Here is a 22,644-nt window from a genome sequence, read left to right as displayed (position 1 = left end):
TCCGGAGCCCCTGCTTCTTCATATTACAGTGAAAATCTCATATTACCGATTTGTCTCCACCACAGATGTAGTTTCACTTTCTGCATCCGCATCTACGTTCAGACCCAGATCCAAGCTTCCACGACTTTCATTCGTAAAGTTACTGCTCGTGTTGCGATCACGATCGTTTACGCTGTTAGTGCGTTCAGTTTGAGTCATTGTTGCACTTTCACCTTCCGCTTTGGCGTTCAGACCCAGATCCAGTGCTCCACGACTTTCGTTCGTGAAGTTACTGCTTGCGTTACGCTCGCTGTCTTTCACGCTGTTGTTGCGTTCGGATTGAGCCATTGTTGCACTCTCACCTTCGGCTTTCGCGTTCAGACCCAGATCCAAGCTTCCACGACTTTCATTCGTAAAGTTACTGCTCGTGTTGCGATCACGATCGTTTACGCTGTTAGTGCGTTCAGTTTGAGTCATTGTTGCACTTTCACCTTCCGCTTTGGCGTTCAGACCCAGATCCAGTGCTCCACGACTTTCGTTCGTGAAGTTACTGCTTGCGTTACGCTCGCTGTCTTTCACGCTGTTGTTGCGTTCGGATTGAGCCATTGTTGCACTCTCACCTTCGGCTTTCGCGTTCAGACCCAGATCCAAGCTTCCACGACTTTCATTCGTAAAGTTACTGCTCGTGTTGCGATCACGATCGTTTACGCTGTTAGTGCGTTCAGTTTGAGTCATTGTTGCACTTTCACCTTCCGCTTTGGCGTTCAGACCCAGATCCAGTGCTCCACGACTTTCGTTCGTGAAGTTACTGCTTGCGTTACGCTCGCTGTCTTTCACGCTGTTGTTGCGTTCGGATTGAGCCATTGTTGCACTCTCACCTTCGGCTTTCGCGTTCAGACCCAGATCCAGTGCTCCACGACTTTCGTTCGTGAAGTTACTGCTTGCGTTACGCTCGCTGTCTTTCACGCTGTTGTTGCGTTCGGATTGAGCCATTGTTGCACTCTCACCTTCGGCTTTCGCGTTCAGACCCAGATCCAGTGCTCCACGACTTTCGTTCGTGAAGTTACTGCTTGCGTTACGCTCGCTGTCTTTCACGCTGTTGTTGCGTTCGGATTGAGCCATTGTTGCACTCTCACCTTCGGCTTTCGCGTTCAGACCCAGATCCAGTGCTCCACGACTTTCGTTCGTGAAGTTACTGCTTGCGTTACGCTCGCTGTCTTTCACGCTGTTGTTGCGTTCAGTTTGAGCCATTGTTGCACTCTCACCTTCCGCTTTGGCGTTCAGACCCAAATCCAGCGCACCGCGGCTTTCATTCATGAAGTTACTGCTCGTGTTGCGATCACGGTCGTTCACGCTGTTGTTACGTTCAGATTGAGTCATTGTTGCACTCTCACCTTCCGCTTTGGCGTTCAGACCCAGATCCAAGCTTCCACGACTTTCATTCGCGAAGTTACTGCTCGTGTTGCGCTCACGGTCGTTCACGCTGTTGTTACGTTCAGTTTGAGTCATTGTTGCGCTCTCACCTTCCGCTTTGGCGTTCAGGCCCAGATCCAAGCTTCCACGGCTTTCATTCATGAAGTTACTGCTCGTGTTACGCTCACGGTCGTTCACGCTGTTGTTGCGTTCAGTTTGAGTCATTGTTGCGCTCTCACCTTCCGCTTTGGCGTTCAGACCCAGATCCAGCGCACCACGGCTTTCATTCATGAAATTACTGCTCGTGTTACGCTCACGGTCGTTCACGCTGTTATTGCGTTCAGTTTGAGTCATTGTTGCACTCTCACCTTCCGCATTAAGGTTCAGACCGAGACCCAGCGCTCCACGGCTTTCGCTCGTATAGCTGCTGTTTACGTTCCGACCATCGCCGCCTCGTGAATAATCGCTCATCGTTGTACCTTCTCCCGACACATTGGCATTCAAGCCAAGGCCTAGCTTGCCAGAACTGCTACGCTCAGCAGTGTGGTCGGAAGAATGATCATTGTATCGGTTCGTGCTCTCTGAGGATAAGCCGGCATTGAGTCCAAGATCCAAATTCAATGCTCCGCTTGCACTGGATGAACCTCCATAGCTACCATTGGTACCGTAACCTGTGTCCCGGTGTCCTGACAGAAGAGATCCCAGTTCCAGACGCAAACCTGCATTCAGATCCAGATTACCATTACTGTTATTGCTATAGCTATCTGCGTAAGTTGACTGCGAAGCTCCCAGCAATCCAGCCACCAACGTACCCGACAATACCGACAATTTTACCCAACGATTCACTTTTTTCATGATTATATACACTCCTTCTCAATTTTGGTTGAATTAACGCCAATGTTGTCTATGAGAAAGAGGTATATTGCGGCGGTCGTCCCGGTGGTGCCTGTGACCATTGACTGAACCCATCCAGGCGTTCCATTCGGAAAGCAAAATCATAATCCGGCGTAACCAGACCTGTTGTTGCTCCCGGAAGTGCAGCTGCTGGAGCGGTTGCTCCACCTCCAGTTACACCTGACGCACCGGAGCTTGTCCCGGCGGAAGCATTCGCTGCTCCGGGAGAAGTTGCCGCAACAGACCAACTTGTTGGTCGTTCTGTGCGAGGCTGCAATGGAGATGCTGCATTATCATCATCTTGTTTCGAATTGGCTTCCAGGTTGCTCCGCACTTGTTCAGTGACAGATGGTTTAACAGTGTTCTGATCCACGAGGAATAACTCGTTATCAGGCAAATCTGCATTGACATCGGAATCCTGTGTCAGATCGGTTCCGTCAACAGGCAGTGCCTGCGGGACAACAGGTTGTTCTGGACGTACTCCTGGTTCCGGGGTGACCTCAATCACGTTGCCCGTAACCTGAACTGCGTCCTGCCCTTCCACGTTGTTCTGTGATGAAACAGGATCTGCGAGTGCACTCGTATTGGAAGTTTTAACATTCGGTGTTTTGACGACCGGCTGTTGTTCCGGAGTGACTACAGGCCGTTCCGGCTTCACACTTGGAATCTCCACCTTCTCCTGATCAGGATTGAGTTCAGCGGATACGTCTACAACAGGAACTTCTGCTTTCACAGAAGGTAGCTGGACATTCCCCTTACTCAGATCCACTTGAGATGAAGAGATATTGACCGAAGTAACCTCGGGTACATCCACCTTCACGGAAGGTAATTCAACCTTACCCTGCCGAAGGTTAGTTTTCACAGCAGACGTCTCTGCCTTGATTACCTCGGGTACCTCTGCGGTAACCTCGGGCAAGGAAGCTGTACCTTCGTTCAGATTCACCTGACTGCTTGATACATCGGCTTTGATCACCGGCGTATCCGCCTGTACAGACGGCAGTTCAACGGTTCCCTCCTTCGCATCAATACCTATCTCTGATGTTCCGGCCGATCCAAGCGGTGTATCTACTTTCAGCTCAGATACACTCAGCTTACCTGTGGATTCATTCGCTTTGATCGACGGAACTTCAACATCCAATAATGGTGTGGACACCGATACCGACGGAGTCAGGTTCAACCCGCCATCCGAATCGCGTGAGAGCAGATTCAGCGACAATCCGCTGGACGGTTTTTCAGAAGATATCTGAGCATCATCCGCATACACATGCGAAGATCCAAACCCCAGCATCAAGGTCCCGGCAAGTATTGCCAGTGGTATGCTTCCAAGACGTACTATGGATTTTGGTAACTTTACATTCAAGTTGCTTCACCCCCTTTCCGCTACTGCGTTGGTGGGACAAGGCATATGAGTTTTCCCCTAGGAATAATTAGAATACAGGGATTTCTGCCTGTTCCTCATTAAACGTGAAGGCGTTTACTCAAACGCATTTTAATCAAAAACTTAAAATTTGAAGTAAATTCAAACCTTCATTTCAATTGTTCTAACCTGAACAGATCCGGCATGTTTTTAGTCGCCTGCAATCATGGTCTTGGCGGCAATGGAGCCATTCAGATCGGCTTTTTCCCTGTTGCGTCTCATCAAATAAATCAAACCAAGCAGGGTCAGCAAAATACCTGAACAGACAAAAGCTGGCACTACACCGAATGAGGTGACCATGAATCCACCTACCACCGGGCCCATAATATTACTGGCTGTCATAATGCTGCCTACCGTTCCAAATACCCTGCCTGTCATTGGCTCGGGTGTCTGTTCCTGCAACAGGATTTGAAAGGGTACAATCGCAAACCCAATTCCAACACCGGCCAAGGCAAAGAGGGATACCAACAGCAGATTGGCACCTAGCCCGGCGTGCGGCCAAATTCCAACAATAACACCGGCTCCGCCGATAACCAGACCCATGAGTATGGTACCCAGACCCATTTTCAAAACATGCCCTGCATGCTTCCACTTCCGCACACTCATCGCTGCAATTAATGTACCTACACCACTGGCCGCCACACACCATCCCAGCAGATCACTTGAAATTCCGGGAAGCTGTCTGAATAACACCACGGTCTGTGAATCGGCAAATTGCAGAAAAAGTATGGCTGAAGCAAGCAAGATCAGAGACGTTCCTACATGAGGGAGAGATGCGAGCATGCGGATGCCCTCCTGTGTATCCTTCCAAAAAGAGTCTTTAGGGCGGTTGCGAACACCCCCAGCTGTCTCTTCCTCTACTTCTGTTACGTTATGAATTGCAGATTGGATCACCCGCGTTCCAGGAATCCACAATAAAATGATGCCGGAAATCAGAAAAGACGCTGAATCGAGAACAAAACACCAGGTGATGCCAAAAGCGGCTACCAACAGCCCACCAAGCGCTGGACCGATAATTTTGGACATCTGTTCAATGATTGAGCTAATGGATACAGCTTGCGCAAGCTGCTCATGAGGTACAATTTCTTTCAGTTTTCCGTTCTTCGCAGGAGAAAAAATGACATCGAACAGGGATTTGAGGACAAGCAGTAGGTAGACATGCCAGATCTGATCAGCAAAAATCAACGCACCCACGATGATGATCCGTGCACCATCAGCTACAATCATCAGCCATTTTCGGTTCAGACGATCTGCAAGCGTGCCCGCGAATGGCCCTGTCAACAGAACAGGTAGTGCTGCAGATAGTGTGACAAATGTAATCTCCCATGGCGTTGCATTCCAGCGGATACCCACGAGGGTCAGGATTGCGAGCAGATGCAGCCAATCTCCCAGATTGGAAATGGCCTGAGCTACCATCAATGTTACAAAAGATCGGTTATTCTTCAGCGGTCGATGTCCTTCAAACGTTAAATCACTTGTCATGCTTCTTCTCCCCCATTACCTTCCGAATTCATGATATGAACTCATTATAAGAGAGCAGGGCTTGACTCAACCTCCTGCCAGAGGCGGAGAAGAAGCGGAACCTCAAGGATGATTTTTCGGTATGGTGAATGATCAAATTTTAAATGCTAAAAATGCAAATCTTGTGACATATCGCATGTTTTTCGTAGAAATAGAAGTTTACAATTAAACCATGGTGACAACCTGAATCTTCAAACATAACTAACCAACTAACCAACGCATATAAGTTGAAATTATTTTTAACATGAACAGCATAACGATGGGGATAACAGTGATTGGAAGGTTGTTCTATGCTCATCGTGATAGGTTGTAACTTCATCATTTCAACTTATAAAACTAATCAGAAAAGGCGGGATCAGCATGCTGGAATTACAAGAAATCGGAACCGAACGTTCACTTCATCTGTACCGCACCTTGGCCCAGACATTCAAGAGCGTGAATGAACACGCTGTATCCGGAAGCAAAGTGCATGGCTTCAACCCCACCGCATACGGGGTGCTCGAAGTGTTATATATGAAAGGAGCTCAGCCGATTCAACAGGTTGGTGCACAGCTTCTGCTGCAAAGCGGGAATGTGACCTATGTGATTGATAAGCTGGAGCAAAAAGGATTGTTGCACCGCAAACATTGTCCGCAAGACAGACGGATCATTTTTGTGGAACTAACGGAAGAAGGCCAGCGCACCATGGATGACATCTATCCAGGCTATGCGATGAAGATCGATCGTGCTGTCAGTGGACTGAGTGAGGAAGACAAGGAATTGCTGTCCGAACTTTTGGGAAGGCTTGCACATTCTGCAGACCGTTTATCAGCGAACAGCTAGAGCTTATCTTCAAACCAGCCGAAAGCTGGAGCGTAACTGAATGTTCTGGAGCAGATATGGAGCGGGAGTCCTAACGAACCTGTGACGTCATATTCAGGGGTTTGAAGCGCTCGCAGCATTTTAAGGAATCTGACACACGATATCTTTGAATAAACAGCCGTATACAATGTGTTTTTCAGGTGATTTCGGGACATAACGTGTCTCATGTTTCTTACAATTTAAAAAGACCAGCAGAAGGTCAAATAAGACGTCCTCCGTTCCTTAGAAATTCGTCATTCGTCTGGAAGATTCACCAGGATGAGCATGTACTTCAAAATGCTTTTGACTCGGACATCCTCCAGCGTATCCCTCTCCTGAGTGAAGGTACACTCTAGTCCAATGCATGTGTGCCAATCAACAAAAAAACCGGATTTGCCTGACATCGGCGAATCCGGTTTTTCGTATACATCCACTTTTTACTTCGAGCCTTGAGGTTGCGGTGGAGCATCTGCATCTTCGGGTACAATTAAACGTTTGCGTAGAGCAAGCGTCGTTACCCAGGAGACCAGTGCAATGACAAACATAATGACAAACAGGGAATGCAAGCTTCCTTCCAGCACACTCCGCAGTAGCGCCCACTTATCATCCGATAGCGCCGCATCCGTATGTGGTGCTAGCAGTTCGTTCAGATCATTCTCCGATATTCCGGCCTCAGCCAGATTCTGCTCACTCGACAACGTGGAGATCCGATAATTCAACCAAGTGCCAAAAGCTGCTGCACCAATCGTCTGTCCCAAGGTACGCATGAACGTATGCAATGCCGTAGAAGAACCACGTTCCTTATATCCTACGGAAGACTGCGAGATAATGGTAAAGATCGTAAACGCAAATCCGAAGCCGAGACCATAAATAAAGGTCAAAATAAATAGCACAGCCTGCGGGGATGTCCCTCCCACCAGAAAGAGCCCACCCGATCCGACCGCAATGCCGGTTACTCCAATCAATGCGGTCAACCGTGATCCAATCTTCATCAGCAGACGACCTGCGAGCACACTACCAATGAGCCAACCGACCGACATCGGTGCGAGTAGCAACCCCGATTCAGTCGCATTGCCTCCCCGAACCCCCTGCACCCAGAGCGGCAAATAACTGGTCAGACCGATCATCAGGGTACTGGTTAACAATCCGGCGATATTCGCCACACGAATGTCCCGAATTCGGAACAGATGTAGTGGAACCATTGGGGCCTGAGCTCTTTTTTCCACCACAAAAAATAAAATAATAAACAGAGCGGCAACCACACTCAGTCCTACAATCAACGGAGAACTCCAGGCATAATACTGCCCACCAGCCGACAGGACAAATAACAATGCGGTAATGCCCACCGTGAAGGTCAGCGCACCGACATAGTCAATTTTGGCTGTCCGTGGAGAGATATCTTCCTTCAGGTAACGAAATACAAACCACATCGCGAGCAGTCCAAACGGCACATTAAAACCAAAGATCCACTGCCAACCAAGATTGTCTACAAAATAACCGCCAAGCAGCGGTCCTGCCAAAGACGAAATCCCCCAAACGGAGCTGATCCAGCCCTGGATTTTGCCACGTTCTTCAATGGAGTAGATATCCCCAATAATCGTAAATGTAACAGGAACTACCGCCCCCGCACCAATCCCCTGAATAGCACGGAAAATGATCAATTGCTCCATATTCTGCGACAGACAGCATAAGAGTGAACCCAGCAAAAATAAGGCACAACCAATCAGAAATACAGGCTTTCGTCCATACAAGTCACTAATTTTGCCGAAAATGGGCGTACTCACAGCCATCGTCAGCAGGTATGCAGTGAAAATCCAGCTCAGCAGTTGTACACTCCCCAACTCACTGACAATGGTAGGCCCTGCCGGACCAATTACGGTGCCTTCAATCGCTGACAGAAATGTTGCGAGCAACAGCCCCGTCAAGATGAAACTGCGCTTCAAACCTCCAGTTGCATTCACACGAACCCTTCTCTCTTTGTTCTCTATATAATTGGTGCTTCTCCAACTTTGTTCTGTTTCTTCGTTTACGTGTAAATAAAAAACAAATATATACTGTCTCTTTATTTACCTTTCTTGCGAAGAAACTCATCATACAACATCGAATACATCACCATATCCTTGTATCCGGTGGATGTATGTTGCACCTGACGCAGCAGCCCTTCTCGCGTGAAGCCGCGGTTCGTCAGGAACTCACCGGAAGCCACATTACGCGGATCAACCAGCGCTTCAATTCGATTAAGCCCCATGGTCTCATACCCGAAGGGCAGCAATGCCGAGAAAGCCTCTGTCATATAACCGTGACGCCAATAGTCCCGTCCCAGCTCATAACCGATTTCCCCACGGAATGCGCCTTCAAGCTGCCATGTGTTAAATCCACAGCTGCCAATGAGCTTGCCTGTTTCTTTGAGTTCGATCCCCCAGCGGATCGCGTCCTCTTCCCCTGCCATTTGGTTGAGCAGTCCAATCATGTCCGCCGCTTCGCTTGTCCCAATCATGGGTGCAAGATTCATGTAACGGGTCACCTCGCGATCTGACCAGCATGCGAACATCTGGGCCGCATCCCTGCGACGCATTTTACGCAGACGAAGCCGCGCAGTCTCCATTTCGGGAATTCTTCCTTTGCATTTATACATATAAGACACTCCGATCCGATCCATCTCCGCAGACCATAAGATTCATTAGTCATCTAATCATAACCTGCGCCGAATGGCAACTGTTCAGTCACGGATACACGTCAAAAAACCGGGCCAATATCGCTCCCGGTCTTGTTGTCCGTATGGATCCATTCAAGTTTGAATGAATCACGTCATCGTGCTTGTCCGAATAAATTCTAGGCTTTGGACGTTTTCTTGTCCTTCGCCAGCAATTCGTCGCTAACCCGGCCAAGTACGGTGGTGATTTCCTTGAATTCTTCAATACCAGTCCCGGTTAGGCTCCATTGGTCCCCGTGGGCGGTCAGGAAGTTCTCCTGTGTCAGGTGTTCAAGCTCCTGCTTGATCTCCCGCTCTCCAACGCGATATCCCCGTTCTTCCAATAGGGGTAGCGCCTCGCTAACGTTCAAATCCTGATTTTGGGCGAAATATAGTAGATGAATCCGTACAAATAGATTCTGTACCTCTGCATGCATAAGCCAAGCTCCTTCCCGGGTTGTAGCCCTCCGTGGTTGCTAAGTAATTACCCCACGCGAGAAGCTGAGAAACAGGAGGATTCTTCTGGTATTCTCTTGCCTTTCCGAAATCCTCCGCTTGACTAACCGCATACTCTGCACTATCTTGAAAATAAGTACCATTTTGCTCGGGAGGGTGATTTACATGTTTCAAGCTGTTTCCTATGAAGGAACACGAAGTGAGCAGCACACCGCCGTCCTGGGACAGTTAAGTGCTCTGATCCGCGATGAACCTAGTGCGATTGCCAATCTGGCGAACGCTGCTGCGCTGCTCAATGTATTTATGACCGACACCAACTGGGTCGGCTTCTATCTGTATGATGGAAAAGAACTGGTCCTCGGACCATTCCAAGGACTGCCTGCCTGTATCCGAATTCCACTGGGACGTGGGGTATGCGGCACATCTGCTGCGGAAAAACGTACCCTGGTCGTTGACGATGTTCATGCCTTCCCAGGCCATATTGCCTGTGATGCAGCATCGAACAGTGAGATTGTTGTACCTATTATCATAAACGGTGAACTGTACGGGGTGCTGGATATCGACAGCCCGATTAAAAACCGTTTTGATGACGAAGACCGCATCTTCCTGGAGAAAGCCGTAAGCCTGCTTACTGAGCAGTTGGAAGCAACCGTATCTATTTAGGAAATGATGAACAAGGTGATCGGAGACTTCATCACACACGATGGTGAATGACCTGTAATAACAAAGAGCGCAGTCCTCCTAGAGGTCTGCGCTCTTTGTTATCCAAGTTGTTTCACACCCATGTTCTTGCTCGCCCATGTTACTTTATGCATCTAGGATAGATCGTGTTCCGCTTTAATCATCATCCCGTCCCGCAGGAATTCAGCCAGCCTCGGGTGGTAACCATCATACATCTGGCGGAAATTTTTATGCTCTACATACAGATTGGCCAAATCCCGATAGATCTCAGCAGTGGGTGTATAATAACCTTTGATCCATTCAAGATGCCTGTCAATAATCCGTTGCACTTTCGCACTACCGGGTTCCAATCCATCCTCAATGGCCTGTTGCAAGTCAAGATGAACCTGATCAATTTTCGCTTGGGAATCCAGATAATCTTCTTTCGATTTTAACTCCTGGTCCGACTTCTGAACGCCCTCTTTCTGCATTCGTTTCACATCATTATTGACAGGGTTAGAACCCGATTCATTTAATAACTGATGACGCCCCTTATCCACAAAACCGATATACAGCTCATGTTCGTCCATTTCCTGTTCTCCTAGCAAATGCGCGATCGTTTTGTCCAGTGTCTGGATCAAACCATGCAAGCGGAGTGCCTTCTCCAGAATCTCAATGCGATGCTGTTTCATGATGCGTATGACATCCTGAGGATCATCCCTTAGCATAGGGCCAATCTCATTTTCCTCCATACCTACTTCCTTACAGAAAAGGATTTGCTGGAGTCTCATTAATTCCTGCTTTTCATAATAGATAGCTTCATCCGAATCCCCAAAGGCCGGATTCAGAAGACCTGTCTGCGCATACTGGCTCAGTTCGTTCAGACTTACGCCTGACATTCCTGATACATCAACCATGGAATATGCCATTTGAATACACCTCCTGCCTGTCCTGCAACTCCAGAGTTCAGGCTTATTATTTCATACTGCATTTTATTTGAATAATGAGAGAATATAAGACTTTCGGCAGTGCTATACCGCTTCATTCCGCTCGTGCTATGGTTGGGTACATCATGCTTCGGTAATATGAGCGGCGTTTGGTCAGTTAAGTTGCGGTATGTTAACTATGTTATACCCGTCTCATCAGATGTGAACCCGCAGTCAGTGAAGAATCCGTATGTATTTTTTAAACTTTTTCCATGATCTTCAATTAAAAAATCCTGTGCCACTATTCTGGCACAGGAGCGTGTAGTTATATTTTTCCTTAACATACGGTATATTGAATAAAATAATGGAAGAAAGTTATCCTTTGTTAAACATGACAAACTTCAATTCTGTCATTTCTTCTACTGCATATTTTACACCTTCACGACCGATACCGCTCTGTTTCACACCGCCGTAAGGCATATGATCCACTCGGAACGTGGGAATATCATTAATCATAACTCCGCCTGCTTCGATCTGATCGACAGCATGGAGGGCGGTATGAATATCGTTTGTAAATACCCCTGCCTGAAGTCCGTAGATAGAATCGTTGACATGTTCAATACCCTCTTCAACGGAATCTACCGGATTGATCACCACGATGGGTGCAAACACTTCCTGGCAGGATACCTTGGCATCACGTGGAACGTTCACCAGCACCGTTGGACGCAGAACGCCTCCTTCAGCTTGACCGCCTGCTGCCGCTTTAGCCCCGGCCTGTTTGGCTTCTTCAATCCAGTCGAGTGTACGCTGTACATCCTTGGAGGTAATCAGTGCAGACACCACCGTATCCGGGCTCAGTGGGTCTCCAATCACCACTTGTTTAGCCGCTTCAGCGAAACGCCGGATGAATTCTTCCGAGATATCACGATGTACGTAAATGCGCTGTAGGGAAATACATACCTGTCCCTGATACGTAAAAGCACCCGTCACACAACGCGGAACCACTTTGTCCAGATCTGCGTCCTTATCCACAATCACCGCTGCATTCGACCCAAGCTCCAATGTGACGCGTTTGAGTCCTGCTTTGCTGCGAATGCTCGTACCTACTGCTGGACTGCCTGTAAACGTAATATGGGCAACACGAGGGTGTTCAACAAGCACATCCCCAATAGTTTTACCGTCACCACTCACCACGTTCAGTGCACCATCCGGCAATCCGGCTTCCTGAAGCAGATTAGCGATGTAATAGGAGGACAGGGGTGTCTGCTCCGCAGGTTTGAGAACAATGGTATTGCCTGCTGCCAGCGCTGGGCCTACCTTATGTGCTACCAGGTTCATCGGAAAATTAAAAGGCGTAATCGCACCGATGACACCTAGAGGTTGCCGCATCGTATAGCCGATACGCCCTTCTCCCCCTTTGGCTGCATCCATCGGAACCGTCTCACCGGTCAGCCGCTTGGCTTCTTCGGCGGCAAAACGATACGTTTCCACCGTACGGTCAACCTCGGCCAGTGCTGCGGTAATCGGCTTCGCCGCTTCAAGCGCAATGATTCGCGCTGCTTCTTCCTTGCGTTCTTCAAGCATGGAGGACAACTTGTACAGAATATCTGCACGCTGATGTGCAGGCATCTGGCGCATTGCCTTCCCGGCCTGAACCGCAGCTGCAACAGCAGCCTCCGCTTCCTCGGCTGAAGCCGACGAGACTTCTGCCAGCGTTTCCCCGGAGTATGGTGCTTGAAGTGTTTTATAATCTACGGATTCGGTCGGTTTGCCACCGATGAACAGATGTTGTTTTTTCATATGCTGTATCCTCCATCCAATAATGACTACAAGAATATGGCGTTATATTACCTTATCTATTTATACACTACTTTTGGCCCCTCAACCCACTCACTTATTTAACCGTCAGGACAGGGCACTCTGCATGTTTTAATACGCCATGGCTGACACTACCCAAAATCATCTCTGCGAGCATGCCTTTCCCGCCTGTACCTATTACGATCATTCCACAATCTCGTTCGCGCGCCACACGACAGATCTCATTGACGGGATCACCCGCAATCAGCAGGGTCTCATATGCAACGTCTCTCCCAGACAACTGTCTGGTCACAGGTTCTATGATATGTTTCCCTTCTTCAGCAATCCGAGCTTCCAAATCAACACCCAATGCAGGCTCATTAATAGAGATAGCAGGATTGACATGCACGATCAACAGACTTGCGGGTTGTTTCATATCCTCAGCCAGAATCAGCGCTTGCTCCAAAGCCTTATGCGCATGATCCGAACCATCAACAGCAACCAATATACGTTTCAGCATTGCAATTCCTCCTGTGAATTAATGCGATGTAATGGCGGAATCGATATCCCGCAGATGACGACGGCGTACTAACAGTACAACGACACCAATGAGAACCATTAATGCGCCAAAATAAAACGGTGTTTCCGGCAGGAACCACTCGGACAATTTACCTGCAAGCCATGGAGCAAGTGCACCACCAAGGAAACGAACGAAGCTGTATGCAGCAGAAGCAACCGAACGCTCCACAGGTGCAGCTTCCATAACAGCCGTTGTAATCAATGTGTTGTTAATCCCAAGGAAGATCCCTGCCACAATGACCGCCACTATAACGGTAGTTGGTGACCCCATCACCGTACCCATGGCCATAACAACCAGATCGATCGCGAACAATGTAAGCATGACACTCATGGACGGCACCGAGCCGAATCGGCGTTGCAGTCTTGGAGCAACAAATACCGACGTAATGGCCAGCATCAGTCCCCAACCAAAGAATACATAACCCAAGCCGTGCTCATCCAGATTCATGACATAAGGTGAATAGGCCATCAAAGTAAAGAAACCAAAGTTATATAGGAAGGCGGTAATCGCCAAAGTTTTCAGTGAAGGATAACTTAATGCTTTGAACGGATCAGACAACGAACTGCGTGTTTTTGGTTTTGCCATTTTGGGCAACATAAATGTAATGCTGATAAACGCAATTGCCATTAGTACAGCCACGCCATAGAACGGGCCACGCCAAGAGATGGAACCCAGCTCACCACCTAGCAGCGGACCAACTGCAATCCCGAGACCGAGTGCTGCTTCATACAAAATAATAGCCTTGGCTGTCCCTGAAGTGGACAGTCCCACAATAGCGGATAACGCTGTTGCGATGAACAAGGCATTACCAAGTCCCCAACCGCCCCGGTATCCGACCAATGCACCTACCGTGTCTGAGGTACCCCCAAGGAAGGAAAAGATAATAATCAACAATATGCCGCTAAGCAGCGTCCATTTCACACCGATCCGGCTGGATACGACACCCGTAATCAGCATCGCTACCCCCGTTACAGCGTTATAGCTGGTGAATAGCAGCGACACCTGGCTTTTGGAAGCATGCAGCTGATCTGCAATTGCCGGCAAAATCGGGTCAACCAGACCCAGACCCATAAAGGATATGATACATGCAAAGGCGACCGCCCATACCGCTCTCGGTTGAGACAGCAAGCCCCCACGAGATGACGGCAATTCGTCCGGTAACGATGGCTCTCTTTTCATACGTAATTCCTCCTGTGAATGATTTATGTGGTGAATTTTTTTATTTGAAAATGTTGCGAAAGACAATGAAAACCCGTGTTCATTTTCAGAATTAGAGGTGACAAAGCGGCACAAATGACACCGGAACATCCGGTGTTTGTACAGGATTGCCACAGTCACTATGGTGCTCACTCCATGTAGCGATTATGTGTATATACGGTTTTGTATATAACTTTGATTGCCATTCGGGTTAGGGTTACCCGTCTTCATCACGCTGCGGATCGTGTGCCTGTAATTTCTGAATACCGCTCCGAACGCGTTCACGCAGCTCTTCCAATTCAGTCTGTACGGCATGTATGCTCTGAAGTTTCTGCTCAATCAGTTGCAGCTGACCATCCAGTGTTGTTTCCATCGTGTTGAGCTTCTCAATACGCTCTCTCACTTCGGTCGTCTGCTGGTAGTCAAAACGTTGTTCGTTCAGTGCATCTGCTGTTGCCACATAAGTATGTAGCTCCTGAAGAGAGAATCCAAGTACCTCTTTGGCACGAACCACCTTCTTCAGAAAATTGATATCGTCACGAGTGTACAACCGCGTTCCGCCATCTGTCCGCTGAGGTGAAGGCATGACACCAATCTCTTCATAATACCGAATGGTTCGCTTGGTCAAACCGCATTCCTTGGCTACGTCATCGATTTTATATAAACTCATTTCCCTCACCTCTCTTATATGTCCGTAATGTTATGTATATAATTATATATAATATTGACGTTAACGTCAACGTTAGATTTCATGCCTTAAGTCTTAGCGAGTTTAACAGCGTGTTCGCTTTCTCCAATATCAACAAAAAAGACCCGCTTCACTCGCGAGTCTTCCTCTCTACACTATTCATTTCACCTTTCCTTAACCGTTCTGCTCATTTTGTTGCTGTTGCGCTCGCTGCATTTGCTTCAAACGACCTTCAACTCTGGTAAACAGTCTGAACGTATAGAACCCTGTAGCAACCAGACTCAGCACCAAAGCTCGTACATCTGTAAGCCAGAAACCGATAATGCCAAATATCGTGATAATCACACCAAATTGCATCATCAGATTGGCACTATAACTTTGCGCTTCGTCCCACAACTCGGGATTACTCATTGCACGCGGGGTTCGATACCCATATATCCCGTTAATCATTTTCGGTGGTTTTTTGAACACCATTAACCCCAGAATGAAATAGCACACACCAATGATGATCCCAACTACTGCTCCTGTCAAAACGTTCTCCCCTTCTCTGTTGTCTTCCATCGACCTGCTTACACTGGCACTTCGATGACAGAATAACCTTTCAGGTTATTTCGTCTTCTCCGTTCTCGTGTAAATTGTGCAGTCAGTTAGACTTATCTACATAAAAATATAAAAACGGCTCTACGTATATACGAAGAGCCGCCTGGATCGTTTCGTAAACTTAGATATTCTTCACACGAAGTACACGCATGGCGTTCAGGACAGCCAGTACTGTGACACCGACATCCGAGAATACCGCTTCCCACATGGTGGCAATGCCGAACACACCCAGTAGCAGGAAGATCGCTTTAACCCCCAGAGCAAACGCGATATTTTGCCACACAATCATGCGTGTACGCTTTGCAATGCGGATTGCGCTCGCAAGTTTGGACGGTTCATCGGTCATGATGACCACGTCTGCCGCTTCAATGGCAGCATCTGAACCGAGTCCACCCATCGCTACGCCCACGTCGGCTCGTGCCAGCACAGGTGTATCGTTGATACCATCACCGACAAACACCATTTTTTCCTTCGGAGATTTGGCCGCTTCCAATTGCTCCAGTCGTTCGACTTTATCCTGTGGCAACAATTCAGCATAGACCTCATCCACACCCAGCTCGCGTCCTACCGCTTCACCCACGGCTTTGGCATCTCCTGTCAGCATAACCGTTTTGCGGATGCCAAGCTTCTTCAGCGCCTGAATAGCAGCTGCTGCATCGTCCTTCACTTCATCAGCAATGATCAGATGACCAACATATGTGCCAGCTTCAGCAACATGCACTATCGTTCCGGCCGTCTCAGGTGTGGTATAGGATATACCGGCCTGCTTCATTAATTTAGCGTTGCCTGCCAGCACTTCCCTACCATCCACGCTCACCTTGATCCCGTGTCCGGCAACTTCATCATAACCTTCTACACCTTGCGCGGGAATCGCTTTGGCCCAAGCTGCGCGAATGGATTCGGCAATCGGATGATTGGAATTAGCTTCGGCAATGGCTGCCAGTTTCATTAGTTCTTCTTCCGTGCGTTCGCCTTCGGGGCGAATGGCTGTTACTTTGAATACACCTTTGGTTAGTGTACCCGTTTTATCAAAAACGACAACTTTCACATCGTTTAATGCTTCAAGATAGTTACTGCCTTTGACAAGAATCCCGTTACGTGAAGCCGCTCCGATACCACCGAAGAATCCAAGTGGAATAGATACCACCAGCGCACAAGGGCATGAGATGACCAGGAAGACCAATGCACGATAGATCCAGTCGGCAAATGTTGCACCACTGAGTATCAACGGCGGAACAAATGCAATCAGGGCTGCAAGGATCACAACAACCGGGGTGTAATAACGGGCGAATTTACTAATAAAATGCTCTGTTTTTGCCTTCCGGCTACTCGCGTTCTGCACCAGATCCAAAATTTTGGATACCGTTGATTCACCAAACGTTTTGGTTACTTCAATGCTCAACATCCCGTTTTTGTTTACAAATCCACTAAGTGCATCACGTCCGGGCTCCAGCTCACGAGGTACTGACTCACCTGTCAGGGCAGAAGTGTCCACCATGGAACGCCCAGCTTGAACGATACCATCCAGCGGTACTCGCTCTCCTGCCTTCACGACAATACGATCACCGATCCGTACGTCTTCCGGAGATACCCGCCGTGTCTCGTCACCCGAACCCGTCAGGATATTCGCGTAGTCCGGGCGAATGTCCATCAGGGACTGAATGGACTTACGTGACCGATTAACCGCCATGCCCTGAAACAGCTCTCCGAGCTGATAGAAGAGCATGACCGCTACCCCTTCCGGATACTCTCCAATGGCAAAGGCACCCAAGGTAGCGACGGACATGAGGAAGTATTCATCGAACACCTGACCGCGGATGATGTTTTTGGACGCCTGGAGCACGATATCTCCCCCGGCAATCAGATACGCGAGCGCATATAGGGTGAACTGTGCCCAGCCCTCCAGCGGCGACCAGATCGCAGCTGCGAGCAACACAGAACCGGCAGCAAGACGAGCAAGCAATATTTTGGTCTGACCTGCACCATGTTCATGTGAATGGCCTGCATGAGCATCGTGATCATGGGTATGGCTGTGATCGTGATTATGTCCAGCATGACTTCCGTGATCGTGTGTGTTTCCCTGCGGATCTCCATGATCATGAGTATGCGAGTGATCGCCATGTGTATGTGAATGTCCATGATCATGTCCGGCATGGTCATGACTGTGTTCGTGTGAACCAGCCGCACTCCCTGCATGAGTCTGTACATGTCCGTTTACTTGTTTTCCTTTTTCCGAGATACGAATATGAGGCTCCAGCCGAAGCACTTTGCGCTTCGCTTCTTCCACTACTTGTTCATCCATATCGGAGGTGGTGTGTAGCGATAATGTTTTAGTAACAAAATTGACGGAGCATTCATTAATGCCCTTAATTTTTTTAACGCCGTTCTCGATCTTTAATGCGCAGTTCGCACAGTCTAATCCATCAAGCAGCAGTTCCCTTTTCACCTGTTCCTGTCCGGTTCCCATGTGAATTCTCCCCTTTGCAGTACAAAAACAATGTTATCATCCAACTACATTCAATATATGAGCATTCATTCATATGTTTAATTACCCCTATTATATGCACGCCCAAACATGAGTGTCAACATCCGTTGTTGATTTTTCATACAGATTATGCTAATAGTAATCATTTCGCTTTAGGCCGTTTTTGGATATAATAGAGCTATAGTTGTTAACATAGGCGGTGATATGAAATGGAACAACCGGTTAAAGCACCAAGCGAATGTGATGCAACCTGCTCGGGTACTGAAGCGGATGTGCAGACGATTCGCACTTCACTCATAGATCGGGATACCTCTTCCGAGATGGCAGATTGGTTCAAGGCATTCAGCGACCCAACACGGCTACGTATTATTGATGCGCTGTTACAGAAGGAATTATGTGTGCATGACCTGACGGTTCTGCTCGACATGGGACAGTCGGCCATTTCACACCAGTTGCGTTCACTCCGCAATATGCGGATCGTCAAGCGGCGCAAGGAAGGCAAGACCGTGTACTACTCTCTGGATGATACTCATATTGAGCAGATTTTCCTGCAAACGCTCCAGCATATTAAACACAGCTAGGCAGCCGCCAAGCTGGTTCATGAAGAAGAACCCCCGCCTCTCGGCTATATGCCGATGGACGGGGGTTCTTCTTGGTAAGGATACCGTTTTGTACAGAATACAAAGTGACTATCCCTTCCCATTACCGATCAGTTGGAGCATACCACTTCGGTTATAAAAGATTGTTCTTGTTTGGATCGTACAGGCCGGATCTGTCCTTGAACCAGTTAAAGATATGCGATACACATACTTTCAGCACCGCGTATCCTGGAACAGCGAGCAGAATGCCTACGACTCCGAACAGATTACCCGAAGTCAGGATGACAAAGATAATCGTGATGGGATGGATCTTCAACGTTTTACCCATGATCTGTGGTGAGATGAATTTACCTTCGATTAACTGCACAATCGTCCATACCGCAACCATCTTCAGCAGCATCACCGGCGAAGTGACGAGTGCCACGATCAACGCAGGTGTAATGGCAATTGCAGGTCCCAAGTACGGAACAACACTTGTAAACGATGCGATTATTGCAAGAATCAGTGCATAATCCAGACCAATGACCATATATCCGATGTAGAGCAGAATACCGATGCAGAAGCTGACGATAATCTGTCCACGGATGAATGAACTGATCTGGTGATTGATGTCTTCCAGCACATGCATGGCGCCTGTACGACTCTTGATTGGCAGGAAAGACAGAATTTTCGCCGGCAGCTTCTTGCCGTCTTTCAGCAGATAGAACAGGATGAACGGGACCGTTACGATGGACAGCACGGTCTCCGTGAAAGCTCCGAGGAATCCGCCCAACTTGGTCCAGGTCGAGTTCAGAATTTCAGTGGCCTTTTGGGAGATGGTTCCCCACCAATCCTGAGAATTCAAATTCACCGTCTCCTGGAACTGACCGAACAGTTTACTGCCCGTAAGCTCCTCAAACTGCTGTTTTACCGTCTCACTGTACGTTGGGAAATTCTCAATCAGCCCCACAATCTGGTTACGCACAACCGGAATAACCGCCAACACGACGACTGTCAGAATGCCTCCAATTGCAAGATACAGGATCAGAATGGACCAGCCGCGCTTGATTTTCCATCTCTCCATCACATCCACAATCGGATTCAACAGATAGTAGAGTATGCCTGACAGAATGATAGGTAAAACAATGGTTTTGATGAGTACTGCGAGTGGATGAAGAACAAAGGATACTTTGGTCAAAACCATGACGTTTAGTCCCACCAACAGCAGAATCAGCAGAAATAGGACAAACTTGTTGTTAAGAAAAAATCGCTTGAACCGCTCCGGCCAAACGCGGGGTTGCTCAGGTTGCTCCATAGGCGTGTCGTCCTCTCATATGTATCCTTAATCAAAACAAGCTGTAAATCTGATAAATGTCCCTTGCCTGAAAAAAATAAAGTCCCTTGTACAAGCCAACATATGTATAACTCTCTGGATTTATACGTATGGCGCTGATTAACCGTTTCAAATTAAACCGGTAAAGTCATTTTACCCCATAATGAGTCTTCTGCCCCACATGAATTATTTGAAAATTTTCCCTATTCAAAAACGGTCCGCCTCACTGGGAGACGAACCGTAAATTTGGATCTATAGCTTACTGTTAAGCCAGCTTTTATGGTGAAAATTTAAGATTAGGCTTTTCCCGCCAATTGTGCGATTAACTCATAGGAATGCAGACGCGCCTTATGATCATAGATCATCGACGTAATAATCAGCTCATCTGCCTGCGTCTGCCGAATGAAGGATTCCAGCTGTCCACGAACGGTTTCTGGGGAACCATTAACAGCGGCCTTCAGCGTCTGCTCCACACCAGCTTTCTCACGGTCCGTCCACTTGCCTTCCATCTCAGCCGGAGGCTGTACCAATCCCGTTGTGCCGCGAATAATGTTCAGGAACTGCTGTTGCATCGTTGTACCCAGCCATGCTGCTTCCTCATCTGTATCCGCAACAACAGCGTTGACCCCAACAATCACATGTGGTTCCTTCAAGTGATCAGATGGTTGGAAATTGTTTCGATACGTTTCCAGTGCAATCCGGGTGTAATCGGGCGAGAAGTGACTGGCAAAAGCAAACGGCAATCCCAGCTGACCTGCCAGACGTGCGCTGAAATCACTGGACCCGAGCAGATAGATTGGAATATTCAATCCTTCTCCAGGAACTGCGCGAACAGGCGCATGATAAGATGTCGCCGAAGCATCAAAGTATGCTCTGAGCTCTGCGAGCAGCTCCGGGAAATCTTCCCCGCTATTCAGATCTTTGCGTAGCGCAAGCGATGTCCGGCGATCACTGCCTGGTGCACGTCCCAGTCCCAAGTCAATTCTGCCAGGATACAAGGATTCCAGTGTACCGAACTGCTCAGCGATGACAAGCGGTGCATGGTTGGGCAACATGATACCTCCTGAACCCAGACGAATCGTTTTGGTTCCACCAGCCAGATATCCAATAACGACCGAGGTTGCAGAAGAAGCAATACCTTGCATGTTGTGATGTTCTGCTACCCAGTAACGGTGATATCCCCAACGCTCAGCATGCTGTGCCAGATCCAGACTGTTGCGCAAGGCATCGGCTGGTGTTGCGCCTACAACAACTGGAGCTAAATCAAGGATGGAAAGCTTAACGTCTTGGATATGTTCTTTATGAGATGAAGCTGTATTTTCTGTAGTCATTATCGTTTAATCCCCTCGATGATTATATTTTTGTATATCCAGATATATAGATTAATTAAATCGCAACTGGATGTAGTGATGTGATACTGAACTAGCCGTTTACATCCGGACGGAATCCCTGCCTGCATGTGCATCCTAGTTTCCGTTCCGGCATCCGGCTTATAACTCGTTCTGCACGTACTCGGCAAACTGACGGATCGTCTCTTCGTTGCGCCGATAATACGTCCATTGTCCTCTTCGCTCGGAGAGCAGTAACCCTGCCTTGAGCATGGTCAGCAGATAACTGGATATAACCGACTGAGCCAGTCCAGCCTTCAGTTGAATCGTGCCGACACAGATTCCGTTTTTGCCCCCATCCGGATGCTGGGACAGTTCCAGCGGTGAAAAGTGTTGCTCCGGGCTTTTGAGCCACAACAGGATTTGTCTACGTGTCTCGTTCGATAATGCTTTGAATATAAGTATAGGTTCCATGGGTACGATTATACCCCCTTTCAGGCATTTTGCAAACACATGAACAAACAAACCGACTCATGATCGAGTCGGTCTGGTATCATATGGAATTCCTATAGAGAACCAAAATCTATATTAGAATTTGGTCGTTACCGTCTGTTTAACCTGATCCAACATGGCTTGATATGCAAGTGCATCCAGGTATCCAATACTACCGAAGAGCAGATGATCTACGGCTTCAATGCCTACAAAATCGAAGATACCTACGTCCGAAGTTATTTTCAATCCAGCAGTCATGCCAATCTGATCATAAATTTCACTTGGTGTACCATGTGTGTTGATGATGAGTCCTTTTTTGCCTGTCAGCAATTTCTCGATACCCGCTTCACCCGCTGCATATGCAAAACCATAGGCGAATACACGGTCAACATATCCTTTCATAATGGCAGGAAGTCCTGTCCACCAGATCGGATAGATGAATGTAATGGCTTCTGCGTCGGTAACATACTGTTGCTCTGTCGCGATATCCTGTGGTGTCTGTCCTGCGCGCATGGAAGCTGTATCGGCTTCAGTCAGTACGGGTTGGAATCCAAGCTTATACAAGTCACGAACAACCACTTCATGGCCTTGAGCTTCGAGAGCTTCTACAGCAGTATTGAGGATTGCGTTATTAAAGCTGTCTGTGTGCGGGTGAGCATATACGATAAGATGTTTCATAGTGTGAATCCCTCCAGGTTTGGTTTGAGTTAGGTTTCGAAAATGGGGTTACATTGATACGTTCCCGAATACATAGATATCTATGTATAT

Annotated in this window: 20 protein-coding genes; 3 read left to right on the top strand and 17 right to left on the bottom strand. The window is 48.0% G+C overall.

The window, feature by feature from the left end; all coding sequences use genetic code 11:
* Positions 1-42: 42 nt before the first annotated feature.
* The 3 genes from MKZ12_RS03215 to MKZ12_RS03205 form a co-directional block, all read right to left on the bottom strand.
* Positions 43-2,247 (bottom strand): hypothetical protein, encoded by a 2,205-nt coding sequence (locus MKZ12_RS03215; RefSeq protein ID WP_339258685.1) that lies wholly within the window; start codon positions 2,245-2,247, stop codon positions 43-45.
* Between the two features lie 49 nt (positions 2,248-2,296).
* On the bottom strand, positions 2,297-3,646 hold the full coding sequence (locus tag MKZ12_RS03210) for a hypothetical protein (RefSeq protein WP_339239398.1): 1,350 nt from the start codon (positions 3,644-3,646) through the stop codon (positions 2,297-2,299).
* A gap of 207 nt (positions 3,647-3,853) precedes the next feature.
* A complete protein-coding gene (locus MKZ12_RS03205) occupies positions 3,854-5,185 on the bottom strand; it encodes an MFS transporter (RefSeq protein ID WP_339258683.1) in 1,332 nt (443 codons plus the stop codon).
* A 399-nt stretch (positions 5,186-5,584) separates the two neighbouring features.
* Here MKZ12_RS03205 and MKZ12_RS03200 point away from each other — a divergent pair, with 399 nt between their 5' ends.
* Positions 5,585-6,046 (top strand): MarR family transcriptional regulator, encoded by a 462-nt coding sequence (locus MKZ12_RS03200; protein WP_339258681.1) that lies wholly within the window; start codon positions 5,585-5,587, stop codon positions 6,044-6,046.
* Positions 6,047-6,501: 455 nt separating this feature from the next.
* Here MKZ12_RS03200 and MKZ12_RS03195 read toward each other — a convergent pair whose 3' ends face one another.
* The 3 genes from MKZ12_RS03195 to MKZ12_RS03185 all read right to left on the bottom strand — a co-directional run bounded on the left by MKZ12_RS03195 (position 6,502) and on the right by MKZ12_RS03185 (position 9,193).
* Positions 6,502-8,007, bottom strand: a complete 1,506-nt coding sequence (locus MKZ12_RS03195; protein ID WP_339261298.1) for an MDR family MFS transporter — start codon at positions 8,005-8,007, stop codon at positions 6,502-6,504.
* A 119-nt stretch (positions 8,008-8,126) separates the two neighbouring features.
* Entirely contained in the window at positions 8,127-8,699 is a 573-nt protein-coding gene (locus MKZ12_RS03190) for a GNAT family protein (protein ID WP_339239394.1), read from the bottom strand.
* A 197-nt stretch (positions 8,700-8,896) separates the two neighbouring features.
* On the bottom strand, positions 8,897-9,193 hold the full coding sequence (locus MKZ12_RS03185) for a hypothetical protein (RefSeq protein WP_339239393.1): 297 nt from the start codon (positions 9,191-9,193) through the stop codon (positions 8,897-8,899).
* A gap of 184 nt (positions 9,194-9,377) precedes the next feature.
* Between MKZ12_RS03185 and MKZ12_RS03180 the strand changes: the two genes are divergently transcribed.
* Positions 9,378-9,875 carry a GAF domain-containing protein gene (locus MKZ12_RS03180; protein ID WP_339239392.1) on the top strand — a complete coding sequence of 166 codons (498 nt, stop codon included), beginning with the start codon at positions 9,378-9,380 and terminating at the stop codon, positions 9,873-9,875.
* Positions 9,876-10,027: 152 nt separating this feature from the next.
* Here the strand turns inward: MKZ12_RS03180 and MKZ12_RS03175 are convergent, their stop codons facing one another.
* The 7 genes from MKZ12_RS03175 to MKZ12_RS03145 all read right to left on the bottom strand — a co-directional run bounded on the left by MKZ12_RS03175 (position 10,028) and on the right by MKZ12_RS03145 (position 18,127).
* Entirely contained in the window at positions 10,028-10,801 is a 774-nt protein-coding gene (locus MKZ12_RS03175) for a TipAS antibiotic-recognition domain-containing protein (protein ID WP_339258680.1), read from the bottom strand.
* 372 nt (positions 10,802-11,173) lie between these two features.
* A complete protein-coding gene (locus MKZ12_RS03170; RefSeq protein ID WP_339258678.1) occupies positions 11,174-12,598 on the bottom strand; it encodes an aldehyde dehydrogenase family protein in 1,425 nt (474 codons plus the stop codon).
* Between the two features lie 94 nt (positions 12,599-12,692).
* Positions 12,693-13,115, bottom strand: a complete 423-nt coding sequence (locus tag MKZ12_RS03165) for a universal stress protein (RefSeq protein ID WP_339239388.1) — start codon at positions 13,113-13,115, stop codon at positions 12,693-12,695.
* An 18-nt stretch (positions 13,116-13,133) separates the two neighbouring features.
* Positions 13,134-14,354, bottom strand: a complete 1,221-nt coding sequence (locus MKZ12_RS03160) for an MFS transporter (protein ID WP_339239386.1) — start codon at positions 14,352-14,354, stop codon at positions 13,134-13,136.
* A 235-nt stretch (positions 14,355-14,589) separates the two neighbouring features.
* Positions 14,590-15,042, bottom strand: coding sequence for a MerR family transcriptional regulator (locus tag MKZ12_RS03155; protein ID WP_339239385.1), 453 nt, complete (start codon positions 15,040-15,042; stop codon positions 14,590-14,592).
* Positions 15,043-15,234: 192 nt separating this feature from the next.
* On the bottom strand, positions 15,235-15,591 hold the full coding sequence (locus MKZ12_RS03150) for an SdpI family protein (RefSeq protein WP_339239384.1): 357 nt from the start codon (positions 15,589-15,591) through the stop codon (positions 15,235-15,237).
* Between the two features lie 190 nt (positions 15,592-15,781).
* Positions 15,782-18,127 (bottom strand): heavy metal translocating P-type ATPase, encoded by a 2,346-nt coding sequence (locus MKZ12_RS03145; protein WP_339258677.1) that lies wholly within the window; start codon positions 18,125-18,127, stop codon positions 15,782-15,784.
* A 227-nt stretch (positions 18,128-18,354) separates the two neighbouring features.
* On the opposite strand from MKZ12_RS03145, the gene MKZ12_RS03140 reads away from it, so the two are divergent.
* Positions 18,355-18,726, top strand: coding sequence for a metalloregulator ArsR/SmtB family transcription factor (locus tag MKZ12_RS03140; RefSeq protein ID WP_339239382.1), 372 nt, complete (start codon positions 18,355-18,357; stop codon positions 18,724-18,726).
* A gap of 151 nt (positions 18,727-18,877) precedes the next feature.
* Here MKZ12_RS03140 and MKZ12_RS03135 read toward each other — a convergent pair whose 3' ends face one another.
* From MKZ12_RS03135 to MKZ12_RS03120, 4 genes are all read right to left on the bottom strand, one after another.
* Positions 18,878-20,038 (bottom strand): AI-2E family transporter, encoded by a 1,161-nt coding sequence (locus tag MKZ12_RS03135; RefSeq protein WP_036614215.1) that lies wholly within the window; start codon positions 20,036-20,038, stop codon positions 18,878-18,880.
* 314 nt (positions 20,039-20,352) lie between these two features.
* Positions 20,353-21,387 (bottom strand): LLM class flavin-dependent oxidoreductase, encoded by a 1,035-nt coding sequence (locus MKZ12_RS03130; RefSeq protein ID WP_339239381.1) that lies wholly within the window; start codon positions 21,385-21,387, stop codon positions 20,353-20,355.
* 159 nt (positions 21,388-21,546) lie between these two features.
* On the bottom strand, positions 21,547-21,858 hold the full coding sequence (locus tag MKZ12_RS03125) for an ArsR family transcriptional regulator (protein WP_339239380.1): 312 nt from the start codon (positions 21,856-21,858) through the stop codon (positions 21,547-21,549).
* Between the two features lie 114 nt (positions 21,859-21,972).
* The gene (locus tag MKZ12_RS03120; protein WP_339239379.1) at positions 21,973-22,554 is read right to left on the bottom strand and encodes an NAD(P)H-dependent oxidoreductase; all 582 of its coding nucleotides are present in this window, start codon (positions 22,552-22,554) and stop codon (positions 21,973-21,975) included.
* Positions 22,555-22,644: the final 90 nt, after the last annotated feature.

This window comes from Paenibacillus sp. FSL R5-0713 (genome assembly GCF_037973325.1).
GTDB lineage: Bacteria > Bacillota > Bacilli > Paenibacillales > Paenibacillaceae > Paenibacillus.
Note: the sequence above shows the minus strand (reverse complement) of the source record. Positions and strands in the feature narration are given on the sequence as shown.